Raw genomic sequence first — 18,178 nt, 5'->3', positions numbered from 1 at the left:
AATACTGATTAGTATAATTTAACGCGACGTGCGTTATCGCGAGAAAGCTTCTTCATGTGACGCTTTACTGCTGCAGCTTTTTTACGCTTGCGCTCAGCTGTTGGTTTTTCATAGTGCTCGCGACGACGAACTTCTGAAAGGATACCTGCTTTTTCACATGAACGCTTGAAGCGACGAAGTGCTACGTCAAACGGTTCGTTCTCTCTTACTTTAATTACTGGCATTAAAAATTCACCTACCTAAATAATGAGCGTTGCTCAAGTTGATCGAATAACGATCAAGTGGTTCAAAAATGGTGCGGTATTGTAATCCGAAGCAACACCACATGTAAAGAATAATATTAACAGAAACTAGGTTTGCAAAATAGTGTTAATTTGTCTCGCGTTGATACAAACGACAAATCACTTGCCCAGCAGTTTTTTCTTTTAAAAGCATCCAGTTATCTGGAATGTCTAAGTCGCTTAGTTCGCTTTCGACCTCAACATAAATTAGTGCTTGGGCAGTTAACCAGTTATTTTTTTCGAGTAAAAAACAACTTTTTTCAGCCAAATTTTGTCGAAATGGTGGGTCAACAAAAATTAGATCAAATTGCTCGTTTTGCGTGTTTTGGTCCAATAATGAAAGGCTATTACCTTGTTTTATTGCGGCATTATCCAATTTAAGAGTGCTAATGTTTTCTTGTAATTGGTTAGCGGCACCTTTATCTAGCTCGAAAAAGACAGCACGTTCTGCAAAGCGAGATAAAGCTTCAAAACCTAAACCGCCAGAACCGGCAAAGCAATCGAGTACAGCTGCGCCACGTGTATCTTGCATTAGCCAGTTGAATACGGTTTCTTTTATACGATCTGTGGTTGGGCGCAAGCCTTGCACATCTTTTACTGGTAATTTTCTACCGCGAAATTGCCCACTAATGATACGAATAAAGCCATTTGATGATTTATTATTCGCTGCTTTTGTTTGGCGGTTAGCTGTTGATTTTTTTCTCATTTAATTCACTAATTATTGGTAACTGACCCCTAGCTCAGATAATATTGTATGCAATAGCTAGCGTGTCATTTTTCTACAGCGCTAAAAGTGATAGTATTGCGATCTTAGCGATAGATGGTACCTGTTTATGTTTGGCTAAAAAGCTGAACTGTCACCAAACTATTATTCATATAAGTTTATCAGATTTTTATAAGTGGTTATTAGCAAGTATGGCAAAAAAAAGTAAATTCCTGTCTTGGTTTGGTTTTGGCAAATCAGATAAGCAACAAGCAGAACAAGCAGCAAAAGAGGCTGATAACCAGAAGCAAATAGAAGAACAGCAGCGTATTGAAGCCGAAAAGGCGGAAGCGGAGCGTTTAGAGCAAGAGCGCATTGCAGCAGAAAAAGCCGAAGCGGATCGCTTAGCTCAAGAGCAACAAGCAGCAGAGCAGCAACGTCAAGAACAACAAGCCCGTCTTGCAGAGCAAGAAGCGGCTATGAAATTAGAGCAAGAACGTGTTGCCGCTGAACAAGCGCAACGCGAAGCTGAGCTTATTGCAGCCAAAAAGGCGGAAGCAGAACGTTTAGAGCAAGAGCGTATTGCAGCTGAAAGACGTGATGCTGAGCGCTTAGAGCAAGAACGTATCGCGGCAGAGAAAGCAGAAGCTGAGCGTTTAGAACAAGAACGTATCGCGGCAGAAAAAGCCGATGCTGAGCGCTTAGAACAAGAACGCATTGCTGCAGAAAGACGCGATGCTGAGCGTTTAGAGCAAGAACGCATTGCTGCAGAGAAAGCACAAGCTGAACGTTTAGAACAAGAACGTATCGAGGCAGAAAAAGCCGATGCTGAACGTTTAGAACAAGAACGTATCGCGACAGAAAATGCAGAAGCTGAGCGTTTAGAGCAAGAACGCATTGCTGCAGAAAGGCGCGATGCTGAGCGTTTAGAACAAGAACGCATTGCTGCAGAAAGACGCGATGCTGAGCGTTTAGAGCAAGAACGCATCGCGGCAGAGAAAGCACAAGCTGAACGTTTAGAACAAGAACGCATCGCGGCAGAGAAAGCACAAGCTGAACGTTTAGAACAAGAACGTATCGCGGCAGAAAATGCAGAAGCTGAGCGTTTAGAGCAAGAACGCATCGCGGCAGAGAAAGCACAAGCTGAACGTTTAGAACAAGAACGTATCGCGGCAGAAAGACGCGATGCTGAGCGTTTAGAACAAGAACGTATCGCGGCAGAAAATGCAGAAGCTGAGCGCTTAGAACAAGAACGCATTGCTGCAGAAAGACGCGATGCTGAGCGTTTAGAGCAAGAACGCATTGCTGCAGAAAAAGCAGAAGCTGAACGTGTAGAACAAGAACGCATTGCTGCAGAAAAAGCACAAGCTGAGCGTTTAGAGCAAGAGCGCATTGCTGCAGAAAAAGCAGAAGCTGAACGTGTAGAACAAGAACGCATCGCGGCAGAGAAAGCACAAGCTGAACGTTTAGAGCAAGAACGTATTGCGGCAGAAAAGGCGGAAGCGGAACGTGTAGAACAAGAGCGCATTGCTGCAGAAAAAGCACAAGCTGAACGCTTAGAGCAAGAAAAAGCAGCTCAAGCCGCTGAAAAACCGAAGAAAGAAGGCTTCTTCGCGCGCCTTAAAAAGGGCTTATTAAAAACTCGCGTTAATATCGGCTCAGGATTTGCCTCTATCTTTAGTGGTAAGAAAATAGACGATGAGTTATTCGAAGAGCTAGAGACACAGTTACTGACAGCGGACTTAGGTGTTGATACAACTATGAAGTTGATTGATAACCTAACAGATGCAGCGGATCGTAAGCAGTTAAAAGATGGTGATGCTTTATACGAGCTAATGAAGCAAGAAATGGCAAGCATGCTCAAAACTGCGGAGCAACCGCTGGTTGTAAGTGGTGATAAAAAACCATTTGTTATCTTAATGGTGGGTGTAAATGGTGTTGGTAAAACCACTACAATTGGTAAATTAGCTAAGCAATTCCAAAGTGAAGGTAAGTCGGTGATGCTTGCTGCAGGTGACACTTTCCGTGCTGCAGCGGTTGAGCAGCTTCAAGTTTGGGGAGAGCGTAATAGCATACCTGTTATTGCTCAACATACAGGTGCAGACAGTGCTTCAGTAGTTTTTGATGCTTTTCAGGCAGCAAAAGCGCGTAATGTTGATGTGTTAATCGCTGATACAGCAGGTCGCTTGCAAAATAAAGACAACTTAATGCAGGAGCTTGAGAAAATAGCTCGTGTAATGAAGAAAATTGACCCAGATGCACCGCATGAAGTGATGCTAACTATCGATGCTGGTACGGGTCAAAATGCAATTAGCCAAGTTAAACTATTTAATGAATGTGTTGGTTTAACAGGTATCACTTTATCTAAATTAGATGGTACCGCAAAAGGCGGTGTGATTTTCGCCGTTGCAGATAAATTTAACATCCCAATTCGTTACATTGGTGTTGGTGAAGGTATTGATGATTTACGTACCTTTAATAGTAGTGACTTTATTGATGCGCTATTTAGCCAAGACGAGGATGACGCATAATTAATTAGAGGGAGCTTGCTCCCTTTTTTCGCTGCAAGATGATTGATAACTAAAATGATAAATTTTCAGCAAGTCAGTAAAACATATCCAGGTGGCCATCGTGCCCTTGAAAAAGTCAGCTTTCATATTAAACCTGGCGAATTGGCCTTTTTAACAGGGCATAGTGGTGCAGGTAAAAGTACATTATTAAAGCTCATTAGCTTGATGGAGCGTCCATCGGCGGGGCAGGTGCTTATTAATGGTGTTGATTTAAATGCAGTTAAATCCCGTCAGATCCCTTATGTTCGTCGCGATATAGGTATCATCTTCCAGAATCATCGTTTGCTAGAACGTTACTCAGTGTTTGATAATGTTGCTTTGCCTTTAATCATAGAAGGTACACACCATAAGCAAATAGCTAAGCGTGTTCATGGTGCGCTTGATAAAGTTGGGTTACTTGATAAAGCAAAGTGTAATCCTGCAACGTTATCGGGTGGTGAGCAGCAGCGGGTTGGTATTGCCCGAGCTATCGTAAATTCACCACCTATTTTACTAGCCGATGAGCCTACAGGTAACTTAGATCCTGAGCTTTCAATGGACATATTACGTTTATTTGAAGACTTTAATAATCATGGTACAACTGTGCTCATTGCAACTCACGATATCGGCTTAATTGCGCGTATGCGTTATCGCAGTCTAACGCTGAAAGATGGTCGCATGATTGAGGACCCTTTAGCTGAGGGGACGCTATGAGTTTATTATTTAAAAGTCGTAATAGCCAAAACGAACGTCAGAAAAAGTCATTTTTAGCTGCGCCTTATTTCTTCTTTATTAACCTTATTCGTCAAGGAGTGCACAGCCTAGGTGAAATGTGGCGAACGCCTCTTGCTTCATTGATGACCATTGCGGTATTAGGTTTAAGCTTAACGCTCCCTGCGACACTTTATTTAGTAGTTAAAAATGTCTCTCAAGTAAGCAGTGGCTTTGAAGATGCTGCAGAGATTTCGTTGTTCGTAAAAGAAACCATGACTGAACAACAAACGCAGACTTTAGTTAAGCGTTTAGCACTCTACCCTGAAGTAGATAAAGTGGAGTTTATATCAAAAGGCGATGCCCTCACTGAATTCAAACAAGTATCAGGATTTGGTCAAGCACTTGAGTATTTAGATGCTAACCCGTTACCTGATGTTGTTATTGTCACACCCACAGCACGATACCGTCAGCCTAATACGGCAAAGCAATTATTACAAAAGCTGGAAGCCGAAAGAGAAGTTGACTTTGGTAAGCTCGATATTGCTTGGCTTGAACGCTTAAACGCACTTTTAAGTTTATTAAAAGAAAGCGTGATTACCATCGCTCTACTATTATTAACCTCCGTTACCCTGATCATTGGTAATACGATCCGTTTATCGATCATGGATAAGAAAGATGAAATTCAAGTGATGAAATTAGTAGGGGCGACAAATACCTTTATTCATGCGCCATTTTTATGGACGGGTATTTGGTACGGCATTATTGGTGGTTTGTTCTCTTTTATTTGTGTTGCTTTAATGATGTGGTGGCTTGGCGCTGCGGTGAGTGATGTTGCTGGCGTATATGAAACCAACTTTGACTTAATTGGCTTAACACTGAAAGAGTTTGGCATTTTGGTTGCCCTTGCAACAGGGTTAGGATTTGTTGGTTCTTACCTATCAGTTAACCGCTACATAAAAGAAATTGAACCCGATAAAGTGTAACAATTCGTTGTTACACTTCGTTTTTAGCGATAAATAGTATTCGCGTAAATTTTTAAAAATATCACTCCAAGCTAGAATTCATCGCTTATTCAGCGTGTTAGCGTAGACTAAAAATAGATACAAAAACCACTTGATTTGAACTTTAAAAAAGTTTTTAATTGAAGTTAGCACTCTCGCTTAAAGAGTGCTAAGATGGTTTCAAATGTTTATCACTGAGGTGAAAAATGAGTAAAGATTTATACGCAATGGCACTTACTGCAGGTCAACAGAGCGCAAGTATGGACGGCTACCTTCAAGCGGTTAGCACTATTCCTATGCTTGATGCAGAGAAAGAAAAGCAGTTGGCGACTCGTCTTCAGGAAGAAGGTGATCTTGAAGCTGCGAAGCAACTCATTATGTCGCACCTGCGCTTTGTTGCTCATATTGCGAAAAGCTATTCAGGTTATGGCTTACCGCAAGCTGATTTAATTCAGGAAGGTAACATAGGTCTGATGAAAGCGGTAAAACGTTTCGACCCAAGTGTAGGTGTCCGCTTAGTCTCATTCGCAGTACATTGGATCAAAGCCGAAATTCATGAGTACGTACTGAAAAACTGGCGTATCGTGAAAGTTGCTACAACAAAAGCGCAACGTAAATTATTCTTCAACCTACGTAAAAATAAAAAGCGTTTAGGTTGGTTTAACCAAGCTGAAGTTAGCACAGTTGCTAATGAGCTAGGTGTAAGTGAAAAAGAAGTACGTGAGATGGAATCACGTATGAGTGGCCAAGATATGGGCTTTGACTTAACGGGCGATGACAATGACGATGCACCGACAAGCACATACTCGCCAGTACAATATTTAACTGATGGCAGTGCAGATCTTGCTGATGATATCGAAGAGCAGCAATGGCAAGAACAGTCTCATGCACGCTTATTCAGTGCGTTAAAAACGCTTGATGAGCGTTCACAAGACATCGTAAGTGCGCGTTGGTTAGCTGACGATAAAGCAACACTGCAAGAACTTGCTGAGAAATACAATGTTTCAGCAGAGCGTGTTCGCCAACTAGAAAAAACAGCGATGAAAAAACTGCAATCAGCTATGAGCTAATAGCAATCGCTATAGCAAACCATCTTTAGTAGACTACAAAGCCTCGCAAATGCGGGGCTTTTTGTTTTAAAGGACGCGGTATGTCACAGATTGATTATCAACACGTATTAGATGAAATCACAAAAGAAGTTCAGCCATTACTGAGCCAAGGTAAGGTTGCTGATTATATTCCTGCGCTAGCAGAGGTTGAACCAAACCAATTCGCAATTGCAATTCATACCGTGGATGGGCAAACTTATTGCGCTGGTGACTGCAGTACGCGTTTCACGATTCAATCTGTCTCAAAAGTAATGACCTTAACCTTAGCGCTTCAGCGTTATGGCGATGAATTATGGCAGCGAGTCGGAAAAGAACCTTCAGGCACTGCTTTTAACTCACTCACACAGCTTGAGTTTGAGCAGGGCATACCACGCAACCCATTTATTAACGCCGGTGCTATTGTCACCTGTGACGCTTTATACAGTCGTTTATCTGCACCGATGCACTCTATGCTTGAATCATTTCGCCAGTTATCAGGTAATGCTCAGGTTGTTATTGATAAGAAAGTGGCTAATTCTGAATATGAGTTTCGTCACCGCAATGCCGCGATGGCGCATCTAATGAAGTCATTTGGCAACTTTAATAATGAAGTTGATGATGTTTTATGGGCTTACTTTAACTTCTGTGCCATAGAGCTGAACTGCGTAGAATTAGCAAAAGCTTACAGCTACTTAGCGAACCAAGGTAAAGATGCCAATGGGCAAGAAGTACTTAGTGCTAGACAAAACAAGCAGTTAAACTCGTTGCTGTTTACTAGTGGTTTATACGATGCTGCGGGGGATTTTGGCTACCGTGTGGGTATGCCGGGTAAATCTGGGGTTTCGGGCACTATTTTAGCTGTGTTACCGAATCAATTTACAGTGGCTGTTTGGGCGCCAAGACTTAACTCATATGGGAATTCAGTTGCTGGGATAGCGGCTCTTGAGCGTTTATCCCAGAAACTGGATATTTCTATTTTTTAGTTGCGGTTACTGATCCCAGTAAACTTGCTCTAAACAATCTTCACGTTCTGGTAAGCCACGAGATAAACGTGGTGAGTGCTGAACCAGTACTTCATAACTCGCACGGTTAGCGTATTTACTGATTTGTGCAAGTGATGAGTAAGTTATTGCAGGTTGTTGATGCTTCGCTGAGTTTGCCACATTTAGTTTGTGGTAAACATTGGCTGACAAGTCATGTAGGACCGCAGCAAGAGCGCAATCGCCTGCGCCATTAGTGTTTTTAATACTATCAGGGCCGCCCATAAACGGTGCTGTGTGGCTGTATGCACGGATAGGGTTTTGGCAGTCCTCTTTACGCATTGCGCGCGAAAATTCATAACGGTTAAAGTCAGCAATTGCACCTGGTAATAATGGGTATTCTGTTTCACGCTTGAATGAATCGTCTACGTAACCTGCCATAAATAAGCCTTTTTCGCCGGCAGTACAAATAACTAAATCAGTCCAGTCTAGCGCTTTGTCGGCAGCCAGAAGCGGATCCTCAAAACCTGTAATAGCAAGACCTTCTTCTTCGTTCATAGCAAGAATATCAACATGTTCTTTAACAAAATCAGCCCACCAAGCTGGATCTTGTTCAATTAAGAACTTAGTACCAAGGGTTAAAACCACAGGAACACCTGCATCATTGGCATATTTTACTGCCTGCATAGTGGCTTCTGTCATGGTTTCATCACCTTGAGTACGCATCAGATATGCGCTGATCACTAATGCTGATGAATTTTCAATAAGAGCTTGATCGATTGATTCAGGGCGAAGGTGATTCATAAGCCCTGCACTAATTGCGAAGGTGCGTTCACCTGTCTCGTCAATTAAGGTAAAACAGCGACCAATTGGGCCATCTACAGGCTGAAGATAGTCAAGATCAACGCGGCTAGAGGTGTTACATAAAAAACGGTATGCATAGCTGCCGATTTTGATATTTTCACTCATTACTCCTAACAACACTGAGCGGTCGTCAGCAAGTGTTGAATAGTTGTGCATGGTGTTACCTACCGTACCACCGGCAAACTCATAATCGATCATGTTATCGAGTTTCAGTCTGTCGTATAACGCATTGGTAATATCGTTTTCGATCACTTGCGACATGCCACGGCGCAATTGAAATTCATCTAGGAAAGCTTGATCAACTTTCGCTTCAATATCCACCACAATTTGGTCGATACCCGTAATATAACTACGTTGTAGTCGGTCGGTTGAGTTAAGTTGATTCGTCAGTGGATCTTTGGCTTCCACCGGAAAATAATGTTTATGCCTGCGGCGTCCAGGAAATTTCATTTGCTACCCGTGTTGTAAGCTAAATAAAAAAAGCGCGAGATTATAGCGCAATATGGGTCCATTGAGCCATGAAAAAGCCACTAAATTTTGCGTTAATTTTTAATTGTAGCAGCATTTATTGCCGACATTTTTCACTAACTAGGTATAATTACTCACAGTTTTACAAGATTTGTGTGATATATGAGCGAACAATTTAGCGACGAGTATTGGATGGAGAAAGCATTGAGCTACGCCAATGAAGCGGCTGCGATTAATGAAATTCCAGTTGGTGCAGTACTCGTAAAAGACAATCAACAGATCTCTTATGGCTATAACCGCTCAATTATTGATAACGATCCATCAGCTCATGCAGAAATGATGGCAATCCGTGAAGCAGGAAAAGTACTTAACAACTATCGCCTAATAGATTGCACTCTGTATGTAACTTTAGAACCTTGTTCGATGTGCGCAGGCCTTTTGGTTCATAGCCGTATTAAGCGACTTGTATTTGGCGCTAAGGACGCAAAAACAGGATCGGCAGGCTCAATTATGAATCTTCTACAAGAACCTAGGCTTAATCATCAAGTTGAAGTAACTAGTGATGTTATGAGTGAGCAGTGTGGAGCGGTGATTTCTAAGTTTTTTAAGCGTCGTAGAGAAGAGAAAAAGGCGGCAAAGCTGGCTGCTCGCAACGCCTAGTTAGACAACCGGCGTTGCAGGAACTTGTGCTTCCATTAACTGCATCGCAAATAGGCGGCGACGCCAGATAACTTTTTTGTGTGTATTGCGTAGCATGATACGACGACGTGTAGCCGTTGAGTAAATAACATTTCGCTTGAACTTATGTGTCTTGCGTCTTCTTTTTAACATGTGTGCTCCTTAAGTGAGAGTAAAGCATTATATTGATCTCTACAGGAAGATAATGATCATTTGATGACAAGTAAACAGATTTCGGTGCTTGAAGTTAGTTGTTTTCTGACTTCTGCTGCTCTGAGTTAGTTTGTTGAGTGTTGTCGCTTGGTTTTATTTCGCTTGCCTCTGTTGCAGGTTTTGCTTCTTCAGCTGTTTGTTGCTCGCTCTCGGGATTAGCAATAGCATCATTTTCGTCAAGCCAAACTAACGCATCGTAATAACGACGAATATTATCAACATATTGCACAGCGACATCGCCCCGCGCATAACCATATTTGGTTTTACGATAGTAACGCTTTTTAATTAAAAGAGGTAAGCGCTTTTTAACATCAGCCCATTTGTCAGGGCTTGCACCTTCTTGCTCAGTGATGATACGAGCGTCGTTTACGTGTCCCCAGCCAACATTGTAAGAGGCTAAGGCAAACCAAGTTCTGTCAGGCTGTGGGATGCGTTCAGGGATCCAAGAGATCACTTTGGCAAGGTACTCTGCACCGCCTTTAATATTTTGCTCTGGTTCTAATCGATTAGTTACGCCGACCTGTTTTGCAGTTGCTTGAGTGAGCATCATAATACCACGCACACCCGTTGGTGACTTAGCTCTTGGGTTCCACATTGATTCTTGATAACTCAAGGCTGCCAGTAATCGCCAATCTATGTTGCCAGCGTATTGCTCAAACCAAGGTTGGTATTTAGGTAAGGTCTCTTTTATTGCTTCGATATAAGCTAGGGTGTTCACATAATTAAACTGGCGAACATGGCCGAAGTATTTTTCTTCTAGAACATAAAGCTGGTTGCTTTGTTTTACGTCACCAAAAAATGGCACCATCAAGGCATATAAAGAATCGTCACCATCTTTTCTTAGTAGCCAAGCGATAGGGTCATTTCGCGTAACCGAGAAACCTATGCTTAAATTTGGGTGGTAGCGGCGAAACAACGACAAGGTGTGTGAATCAGCTAGGGTATAATCAATTTCACCGTCGATTACAGCTTGCAGAAGCTCTTCTTCATCCATGTCTTCAGTTTCGTTCCAGCTAAGCTCTGGATTCAGCTGTTTTAATTGCTGTAGCGCCAACGAATGGCTGCTTTTTGCTAGAACAGTTAGGTTACCGGTTAAATCTGAAAACTCACGAGGACGAGTGCGGCCTTGTTTATAGACCAGCTTTTGGCTAATTGTGCGATAGGTTGGGCCGAAGCGATAATGTTCAGCTCGAATCGTATTATATGTAAGACCTGAAGCTATTATATCTAAATCGCCACTTTCTAAGCGTGCGAACATATCGGATAGATTAAAAAAGGGCACCATTTCAAGCTCAACACCAACATAGTCAGCAAACTCTTGAGCGAGTTCATATTCAAAGCCTTGCACACCTTGCGGTGCTTGATAGTAATTACTCGCACCAGCTAAAGTGCCGACTCTAATTTTGTTCTGTGCCTTGATATGAGCGAGTTGCGAGGGTTGCTGTTGCATATCGCACGCACATAACATGAGCACTAAACTAAAAATAGCGAGTAACTTTTGCATAGATTATAAATGCCCCTTAAACCATTACGTTACCGTTATAACAAAACTTCAAAGCCACGTCACTTGGCGAATAGTTTTATATATCTATTTAAAAATTAATAATCGTAACAGGGGGAAGGTAGATAAGTCATACAGAACAAGAACCTGCAGAAAAATAATGAGTACTAAGATAGTTAATTGATGTGACCATAATAGCGGTTATCGAGATTATTTAAATAAAAGCGTAATTTTGAGTTAAATCTAGACGTTATTTGCACTATAATATGCGCCTAAAATATCGTTCAATCCCTAACCCCGGATGAAAATACCTATGTTGATCCTTCGTGGTGCACCAGCACTTTCCGATTTTAGAGTTCAGAAAATTTTAGCGCGTTGCCAACAGGCACAACTTCCAGTTACTGACGTTTATGCTGAGTTCATGCATTTTGCAGATCTCACTGCTGAACTTTCAGCTGATGAGCAAACAAAGCTGGAAAAACTGCTTACTTATGGTCCAACGATTGCTGAGCACACGCCAGCAGGCACGTTAATTCTTGTAACGCCGCGTCCAGGTACTATCTCGCCTTGGGCATCAAAAGCAACTGACATCGCACATAACTGTGGCTTAAGCCAAGTTCACCGTGTTGAGCGTGGTATTGCATACTACGTTGAAGGTAATCTATCAGCTGATCAAACAGCTGAAGTTGCAGCGTTGTTACATGATCGTATGACTGAAGCAACTCACGCAGATATGGCTGATGCAGCTAAATTATTCCGCCACGATGACCCGCGTCCAATGTCATCAGTTGACATTTTAGGTGGTGGCCGTGAAGCACTTGCTAAAGCAAACGTTGAGCAAGGTTTTGCGCTTGCAGATGACGAAATCGATTACTTAGTAGAAAACTTCCAAAAGTTAGGGCGTAACCCGAACGACATCGAATTATTCATGTTTGCACAAGCAAACTCTGAGCATTGTCGTCACAAAATCTTTAACGCTGATTGGACAATTGATGGCATCGAGCAGCCAAAATCTTTGTTCAAAATGATCAAAAATACTTACGAGCAGAACCCTGAAAACGTGTTATCGGCATATAAAGATAACGCAGCGGTAATGAAAGGTTCGGTAGCGGGTCGTTTCTTCCCTAATCTTGAGGGTGAGTACGCGTACCATCAAGAAAACATCGAAATCTTGATGAAAGTTGAAACTCATAACCACCCAACTGCGATTGCGCCATTCTCAGGTGCATCGACTGGGTCTGGTGGTGAAATTCGTGATGAAGGTGCTACAGGCCGTGGTTCTAAGCCTAAAGCTGGTTTAGTTGGTTTCACGGTATCTAACCTACGTATTCCTGGCTACGAGCAACCTTGGGAAACTGACTTCGGTAAGCCTGGTCGTATCGTTAATGCACTTGATATTATGACAGAAGGTCCATTAGGTGGTGCGGCATTCAATAACGAATTTGGTCGTCCTAACTTACTTGGTTACTTCCGTACATACGAAGAGAAAGTATCAAGCCATAACGGTGAAGAAGTACGTGGTTACCACAAGCCAATCATGCTTGCAGGTGGTTTAGGTAACATTCGTTCTGAACATGTTCAAAAAGGTGAAATCCCTGTAGGTGCTAAGCTAATTGCACTAGGTGGTCCGGCAATGAACATCGGTCTTGGTGGTGGTGCTGCGTCTAGTATGACATCAGGTCAATCAAACGAAGATTTAGACTTTGCATCGGTACAGCGTGAAAACCCAGAAATGGAACGTCGTTGTCAGGAAGTTATCGACAAATGTTGGCAGCTAGGTGATGCAAACCCAATCGCTTTCATCCACGATGTGGGTGCAGGTGGTCTTTCAAACGCATTCCCTGAGCTTGTAGACGACGGTGGTCGTGGTGGTAAATTCCAACTTCGTGACATTCCAAACGATGAGCCGGGTATGGCACCACACGAAATTTGGTGTAACGAATCTCAAGAGCGTTACGTATTAGCTGTTGCGGCAGAAGACTTCGCGCGCTTTGAAGCAATCTGTAAACGTGAGCGTGCAGAATACGCTGTTATTGGTGAAGCAACAGAAGAGCGTCACTTAACGGTTGAAGATAGCCACTTCGGTAACAGTCCTGTAGATCTTCCGCTTGATGTATTACTTGGTAAAGCACCAAAAATGCACCGCGAAGTTGAATCGAAAAAAGCACAATCGCAACCATTAGACATTGCTCACATCGATGCTGCTGATGCTGCACAGCGTTTATTACGCTTACCAACGATTGCTGAGAAAACATTCTTAATCACTATTGGTGACCGTACGGTAACGGGTTTAGTTGCTCGTGACCAAATGGTAGGTCCTTGGCAGGTGCCAGTAGCAAACTGTGCGGTAACCGCTGCTGCGTTTGATACTTACCACGGTGAAGCAATGTCATTAGGTGAACGTACACCAGCTGCACTTTTAAACTACGGTGCCTCTGCTCGCTTAGCTGTGGCTGAGTCTCTAACTAACATCGCTTGTGCTAACATCGGTGGCCTTGAAAATATCAAGCTATCTGCAAACTGGATGGCTGCAGCTGGTCACCCTGGCGAAGATGCGGGTCTTTATGAAGCAGTTAAAGCTGTAGGTGAAGAGCTTTGTCCTGCACTTGGTTTAACAATCCCTGTGGGTAAAGACTCAATGTCTATGAAAACTCAATGGGATGAAGACGGTGAACAAAAATCTGTTACTGCACCATTATCGCTGATCATCACTGCATTTGGTCGTGTTGAAGATGTTCGTAAAACAGTAACCCCACAACTACGCACTGATAAAGGTGACTCATCACTATTATTAGTTGATTTAGGTGCTGGTCAAAACCGTATGGGTGCATCAAGCCTTGCACAGGTTTATAAGCAACTAGGTGATGTGACACCTGATGTTGATAACCCAGCATTATTAAAAGGTTTCTATGACGCAATGCAAGCACTTGTAGCTGATAATAAGTTACTTGCTTACCATGACCGTTCTGACGGTGGCTTATTCACTACGGTTGCTGAAATGGCATTTGCTGGCCACACGGGTGTAACTGTTGACCTTGCAGGCTTAACAGGTTCAGACATCGAAGCGCTTTATAATGAAGAGTTAGGTGCAGTGATTCAAGTAGCTAATGACGATTTAGACGCAGTTAAAGCGGTTCTTGCCGACCACGGTCTAGCTGCTATCAGTCATGAAATTGGTACATTAAACGCTGATGACCGCGTGGTATTCACTCGTGGTGATGATGTAGTACTTAACCACACGCGTACTGAGCTTCGTACTATTTGGGCTGAAACAACTTACCAAATGCAAGCACGCCGTGACAACCCAGAATGTGCTAAGCAAGAGTTTGATGCTAAGTTTGATGCAAAAGACCCAGGTCTTAACGTAAAACTAAACTTTGACCTAAACGAAGATGTTGCAGCGCCTTACATTGCTACAGGTGCGAAGCCGAAAATGGCGATACTTCGTGAGCAAGGTGTTAACTCTCACTTAGAAATGGCTGCTGCATTTAATCGTGCAGGCTTTGCTGCGGTTGACGTTCACATGAGCGATATCCTTGAAGGTCGTTTAACACTTGAGCAATTTAAAGGCTTAGTGGCATGTGGTGGCTTCTCTTACGGTGACGTTCTAGGTGCAGGTGAAGGCTGGGCTAAGTCAATCTTATTTAATGAGATGGCTCGTGAGCAGTTCCAAAGCTTCTTCCACCGCGAAGATACATTCAGCTTAGGTGTGTGTAATGGCTGTCAAATGCTTTCAACATTGAAAGAATTGATCCCAGGTACTGAGCACTGGCCACGTTTCGTGACGAATAAGTCAGAGCGCTTTGAAGCTCGCTTTAGCCTTGTAGAAGTGCAAGAAAACCCATCAGTATTCTTTAATGGTATGGCAGGTTCACGTATGCCTATCGCTGTTTCTCACGGTGAAGGCCATGCTGAGTTCGCAAACACTGATGCAGTTAAAGCAGCGCTTGAGTCAGGTACTGTGGCAGTGAAGTTTGTTGATAACTACGGTAACCCAACTACGCAATACCCAGCTAACCCGAACGGTTCACCAGAGGGTATCACAGGTATTACTTCTACAGATGGTCGTGCAACGGTTATGATGCCGCACCCAGAGCGTGTATTCCGTACGGTTGCTAACTCATGGCACCCAGATGAATGGCGTGAAGATAGCCCATGGATGCGTATGTTCCGCAACGCACGCAAAAACGTTGGCTAGAACTTAGCTATGTACCTAGCTATACAAGCTAGGTTCATACAAACCGTTTAAACTAAAAAGGCTGCACTATCATGTGTGGCCTTTTTGTTTATAATGATCTGAGAAGCGAGAAGCGAGAAGCGAGAAGCGAGAAGCGAGAAGCGAGAAGCGAGAAGCGAGAAGCGAGAAGCGAGAAGCGAGAAGCGAGAAGCGAGAAGCGAGAAGCGAGAAGCGAGAAGCGAGAAGCGAGAAGCGAGAAGCGAGAAGCGAGAAGCGAGAAGCGAGAAGCGAGAAGCGAGAAGCGAGAAGCGAGAAGCAAGGAGAGTTTTTTGAGTTTTAAACGGATAAGCGTAGGGTTGCTAGGTATCGTGCTAAGCATGGTGCTTTTGGCGTATCTGTTCAGATTGCCACTGACATCGTGGTACTTAACACCTATGCTCAGTAAAAATGGCGTTGCGCTTCATTGTATTGATTGGTCATTAACCAGCAAGCTTGATTTAAATATCGAGAAATTATGTTTAACCTACCAAGGACAGCAAATTGAGTTGGCTGGTATTATTGCTAATAAGCAGCAGATAACAGTTTCTCGCGCTAATCTCACTCTTAGCAATCAGGTAAGTAAACAACCTGACTCTTCACAAACAGAATTCACAAAGCTCGCTTTAGTATTACCAGAGCAAAGACCGCTAATTAGCATTCAGCAGCTTGATGTAGTCTCACCGTTTACCGACAATCCTGTTAGGTTGGCGATACAGGAAAAACGCTTAAATCACTTTACGATTTCACGTGATATCAGTGCAGACGTTGAAATATCAAATTATGAAGTGAAAGCCAATCTCACCCTTGATGAGAAAGTGCTTGAACGATTCATCAAACTGCCTAAAAACAGCCATTTTACTACTCAGTCACAGGTTAAGTTTGATGGTATTACGGTTGCTATTGAAAGCATGGTAAATGTAAATTATCAGCACGCTTTAGAGCAATGTGACTTAAGTTTTGCTACTGAAGGGAGCCTGAGTGCAAAGTACCAACTAAATCAACAGCATCTAAACGCGGATTTATCAGCTTTACGGAATCAATTTAGTGCACACCAAGATTGTTTTACCTATATAGCAAACCAACAGTACCAATCATTTATTAGAGCGCAGCTGCCGCTTGCTTGGCAGTTGCAAATTGCAGAACCGTTAAGTGTTGATGGTGAGTTGCTATCAGTCCCTATAGTTAAGCTGCAAGCAAATGAGGGGCAAAGCGAGATAAAAGTAAGTAATACGTCACTTTCTTTACAGAACCCGCTCACATCACTTAAAAGCCAAGTTGGCATTCATTTTAACAGTGAAGATATAAGTGAATTTAAGCTTGATGCTCATTTAAATGATGGAACTGTTAAATCAGGTTTTCAGCTGTCATTGAATTCATTACCAGCATTTTTAGATTTACAGGCTGACGGGATTCAGGCTAAAGGAAAGCTAAACATTGATGAGTTATTTGCGAGTCCAATAGTTGCTCAATTGAATGCAAATGTAAGTGTTAAAAACGCGCTTATATCGGATGCAACGATAGCTGACTTTACTAGCACTATTGACGCTGAGCATAATGCCCAGCAGCACTTAATTGTTAAAGCTAACAGCAATGTTAAATCATTAAATTATAATGATATTAACGCAGCAAAAATCAGTAATGAGCTAACTCTCAGAACAGACCTAAGTGTGGGGGAGTTATTTGCTGATATTGATGCCAAAACCTCTGCCGCCAAATTAACAACTCCGGAGCTTACCTTAAATAAGTTGTCCGTCGTTACAAAGGCACTACAAAGTCGCGCCTTACAGGCAACGCATCATGTGTTTGCAGATGGCTTTGAAGTGCTAATTAGCCACCATATGTCTGAGGTTGCGCACCCATTTGAACTCGTGATACCAGAGCAGACAATTGCTAAGCTTAACCCTATAATTTATCAGTTTGAGCCCCTTGCTACTGTCACTGATGGGGTTGTTTCGGGCATTATTAAAGGTGATGTAAATCTTCAACAAGCACAGGGTAGTTTGCACATAGATAAATTCAGTGCGCTTTACAACGATTACCTCGCGAACGATTTTGCTGTGGATCTAAACGGGAAGTTTAATTCAGGGCAGCTTAATATTGCAGCGACTAAATTTACACTTAATGAACTGCGTGCAGGTGCAGTGGTGAAAAATATACAGGGTCAGTTGCAGGTAACGGCTAACCAGCCTTGCGCAGCTAATCTAACCGGTCAGGTTATGGGGGGGGAATTTGTGGTGAATAGCTACTGTCCACTGAGTGATAACCAAACCGCGACTGTTAAGTTTGAAAATATTGATGCCAGCAAACTGGTCACCCTTGATGCTGAGTCTGGAATTAGTTTAAGTGGCCGCTTAGCGGGCACCTTACCTGTTGTAATAAGCAAGCAGGGGGTAGAAGTAAAGCAAGGGCAGCTGGTTAATCAAGGTGACGGTAAATTACTGATCACCAATAATGCAGGTTTTGAAGCTGTAAAGGCACAGCAGCAGGAACTGAGCACAACGCTGAGTTTACTTGAAAATTTAGATATTAAAAAACTACGTAGTAGTGTTAATCTCAAACCAGATGGTTGGTTACATTTAGGTGTCAATTTAGAGGGTTATAATGAAGCGCAGCAACAAGCGGTGAACTTTAATTATAATCATGAAGAGAATGTATTTACTTTACTTAGGGCACTGCGTTTAAGTGATGAAATTACTCAAAGAGTTGAGAAAGAGTATGCAAAAAAAGGAAGCAATGATGGCTAAGTGGTTAGTAATGCTGACGGCTGTAGGCATGTTGAGTGCCTGTACTCACCGTGTAGAGGTGGCAGCAAAAGAGCCGATTACAATCAACTTAAATGTAAAAGTTGATCATGAGATCCGCGTAAAAGTGGATAAAGAACTTGATACCTTATTCAGTGATGATAGTGAATTATTCTAAGGA

At 42.7% G+C, this 18,178-nt stretch carries 14 protein-coding genes; 9 read left to right on the top strand and 5 right to left on the bottom strand.

The window, feature by feature from the left end:
* Positions 1-8: 8 nt before the first annotated feature.
* Positions 9-224, bottom strand: coding sequence for a 30S ribosomal protein S21 (rpsU, locus tag J8Z25_RS13720; protein WP_002957797.1), 216 nt, complete (start codon positions 222-224; stop codon positions 9-11).
* A 145-nt stretch (positions 225-369) separates the two neighbouring features.
* Positions 370-987, bottom strand: a complete 618-nt coding sequence (rsmD, locus tag J8Z25_RS13715) for a 16S rRNA (guanine(966)-N(2))-methyltransferase RsmD (RefSeq protein ID WP_130050615.1) — start codon at positions 985-987, stop codon at positions 370-372.
* Between the two features lie 209 nt (positions 988-1,196).
* Here rsmD and ftsY point away from each other — a divergent pair, with 209 nt between their 5' ends.
* From ftsY to glsB, 5 genes are all read left to right on the top strand, one after another.
* The gene (ftsY, locus tag J8Z25_RS13710; protein WP_250662035.1) at positions 1,197-3,515 is read left to right on the top strand and encodes a signal recognition particle-docking protein FtsY; all 2,319 of its coding nucleotides are present in this window, start codon (positions 1,197-1,199) and stop codon (positions 3,513-3,515) included.
* 54 nt (positions 3,516-3,569) lie between these two features.
* Positions 3,570-4,247 carry a cell division ATP-binding protein FtsE gene (gene ftsE, locus J8Z25_RS13705; RefSeq protein ID WP_130050616.1) on the top strand — a complete coding sequence of 226 codons (678 nt, stop codon included), beginning with the start codon at positions 3,570-3,572 and terminating at the stop codon, positions 4,245-4,247.
* Positions 4,244-5,230, top strand: a complete 987-nt coding sequence (ftsX, locus tag J8Z25_RS13700; protein WP_130050617.1) for a permease-like cell division protein FtsX — start codon at positions 4,244-4,246, stop codon at positions 5,228-5,230. The genes ftsE and ftsX overlap by 4 nt, the downstream gene beginning before the upstream one ends.
* A gap of 224 nt (positions 5,231-5,454) precedes the next feature.
* Positions 5,455-6,318, top strand: coding sequence for an RNA polymerase sigma factor RpoH (rpoH, locus tag J8Z25_RS13695; RefSeq protein ID WP_054551048.1), 864 nt, complete (start codon positions 5,455-5,457; stop codon positions 6,316-6,318).
* Between the two features lie 80 nt (positions 6,319-6,398).
* Positions 6,399-7,319 (top strand): glutaminase B, encoded by a 921-nt coding sequence (gene glsB, locus J8Z25_RS13690; protein ID WP_130050618.1) that lies wholly within the window; start codon positions 6,399-6,401, stop codon positions 7,317-7,319.
* Between the two features lie 6 nt (positions 7,320-7,325).
* Here the strand turns inward: glsB and J8Z25_RS13685 are convergent, their stop codons facing one another.
* A complete protein-coding gene (locus J8Z25_RS13685; RefSeq protein ID WP_130050619.1) occupies positions 7,326-8,630 on the bottom strand; it encodes an inosine/guanosine kinase in 1,305 nt (434 codons plus the stop codon).
* A 180-nt stretch (positions 8,631-8,810) separates the two neighbouring features.
* Between J8Z25_RS13685 and tadA the strand changes: the two genes are divergently transcribed.
* Positions 8,811-9,308 carry a tRNA adenosine(34) deaminase TadA gene (gene tadA / locus J8Z25_RS13680; protein ID WP_130050620.1) on the top strand — a complete coding sequence of 166 codons (498 nt, stop codon included), beginning with the start codon at positions 8,811-8,813 and terminating at the stop codon, positions 9,306-9,308.
* Here tadA and J8Z25_RS13675 read toward each other — a convergent pair whose 3' ends face one another.
* Both J8Z25_RS13675 and mltF read right to left on the bottom strand, forming a co-directional pair.
* Positions 9,309-9,479: a hypothetical protein gene (locus J8Z25_RS13675; protein WP_167658517.1), complete on the bottom strand. Its 171-nt coding sequence runs from the start codon at positions 9,477-9,479 to the stop codon at positions 9,309-9,311. It lies immediately after the preceding gene.
* Between the two features lie 94 nt (positions 9,480-9,573).
* Positions 9,574-11,043: a membrane-bound lytic murein transglycosylase MltF gene (gene mltF, locus J8Z25_RS13670; protein ID WP_130050621.1), complete on the bottom strand. Its 1,470-nt coding sequence runs from the start codon at positions 11,041-11,043 to the stop codon at positions 9,574-9,576.
* 310 nt (positions 11,044-11,353) lie between these two features.
* On the opposite strand from mltF, the gene purL reads away from it, so the two are divergent.
* From purL to J8Z25_RS13655, 3 genes are all read left to right on the top strand, one after another.
* Positions 11,354-15,238: a phosphoribosylformylglycinamidine synthase gene (purL, locus tag J8Z25_RS13665; protein ID WP_250661198.1), complete on the top strand. Its 3,885-nt coding sequence runs from the start codon at positions 11,354-11,356 to the stop codon at positions 15,236-15,238.
* 71 nt (positions 15,239-15,309) lie between these two features.
* A complete protein-coding gene (locus J8Z25_RS13660) occupies positions 15,310-18,000 on the top strand; it encodes an intermembrane phospholipid transport protein YdbH family protein (protein WP_250661197.1) in 2,691 nt (896 codons plus the stop codon).
* Positions 17,993-18,175 carry a YnbE family lipoprotein gene (locus J8Z25_RS13655; protein ID WP_054551055.1) on the top strand — a complete coding sequence of 61 codons (183 nt, stop codon included), beginning with the start codon at positions 17,993-17,995 and terminating at the stop codon, positions 18,173-18,175. The genes J8Z25_RS13660 and J8Z25_RS13655 overlap by 8 nt, the downstream gene beginning before the upstream one ends.
* Positions 18,176-18,178: the final 3 nt, after the last annotated feature.

Source organism: Pseudoalteromonas sp. SCSIO 43101, assembly GCF_023650775.1.
In the GTDB taxonomy this organism is placed as follows: Bacteria; Pseudomonadota; Gammaproteobacteria; order Enterobacterales; family Alteromonadaceae; genus Pseudoalteromonas; species Pseudoalteromonas apostichopi.
This window is presented reverse-complemented; position numbering and strand designations above follow the sequence as displayed.

Bases quoted from the DNA above. Each gene is read 5' to 3' on its own strand.
- J8Z25_RS13675 (WP_167658517.1), bottom strand. From the start codon at position 9,479: ATGTTAAAAAGAAGACGCAAGACACATAAGTTCAAGCGAAATGTTATT.
- tadA (WP_130050620.1), top strand. From the start codon at position 8,811: ATGAGCGAACAATTTAGCGACGAGTATTGGATGGAGAAAGCATTGAGC.
- J8Z25_RS13685 (WP_130050619.1), bottom strand. From the start codon at position 8,630: ATGAAATTTCCTGGACGCCGCAGGCATAAACATTATTTTCCGGTGGAA.
- purL (WP_250661198.1), top strand. From the start codon at position 11,354: ATGTTGATCCTTCGTGGTGCACCAGCACTTTCCGATTTTAGAGTTCAG.
- ftsE (WP_130050616.1), top strand. From the start codon at position 3,570: ATGATAAATTTTCAGCAAGTCAGTAAAACATATCCAGGTGGCCATCGT.
- ftsY (WP_250662035.1), top strand. From the start codon at position 1,197: ATGGCAAAAAAAAGTAAATTCCTGTCTTGGTTTGGTTTTGGCAAATCA.
- J8Z25_RS13655 (WP_054551055.1), top strand. From the start codon at position 17,993: ATGGCTAAGTGGTTAGTAATGCTGACGGCTGTAGGCATGTTGAGTGCC.
- rsmD (WP_130050615.1), bottom strand. From the start codon at position 987: ATGAGAAAAAAATCAACAGCTAACCGCCAAACAAAAGCAGCGAATAAT.
- glsB (WP_130050618.1), top strand. From the start codon at position 6,399: ATGTCACAGATTGATTATCAACACGTATTAGATGAAATCACAAAAGAA.
- rpoH (WP_054551048.1), top strand. From the start codon at position 5,455: ATGAGTAAAGATTTATACGCAATGGCACTTACTGCAGGTCAACAGAGC.
- ftsX (WP_130050617.1), top strand. From the start codon at position 4,244: ATGAGTTTATTATTTAAAAGTCGTAATAGCCAAAACGAACGTCAGAAA.
- mltF (WP_130050621.1), bottom strand. From the start codon at position 11,043: ATGCAAAAGTTACTCGCTATTTTTAGTTTAGTGCTCATGTTATGTGCG.
- J8Z25_RS13660 (WP_250661197.1), top strand. From the start codon at position 15,310: ATGTGTGGCCTTTTTGTTTATAATGATCTGAGAAGCGAGAAGCGAGAA.
- rpsU (WP_002957797.1), bottom strand. From the start codon at position 224: ATGCCAGTAATTAAAGTAAGAGAGAACGAACCGTTTGACGTAGCACTT.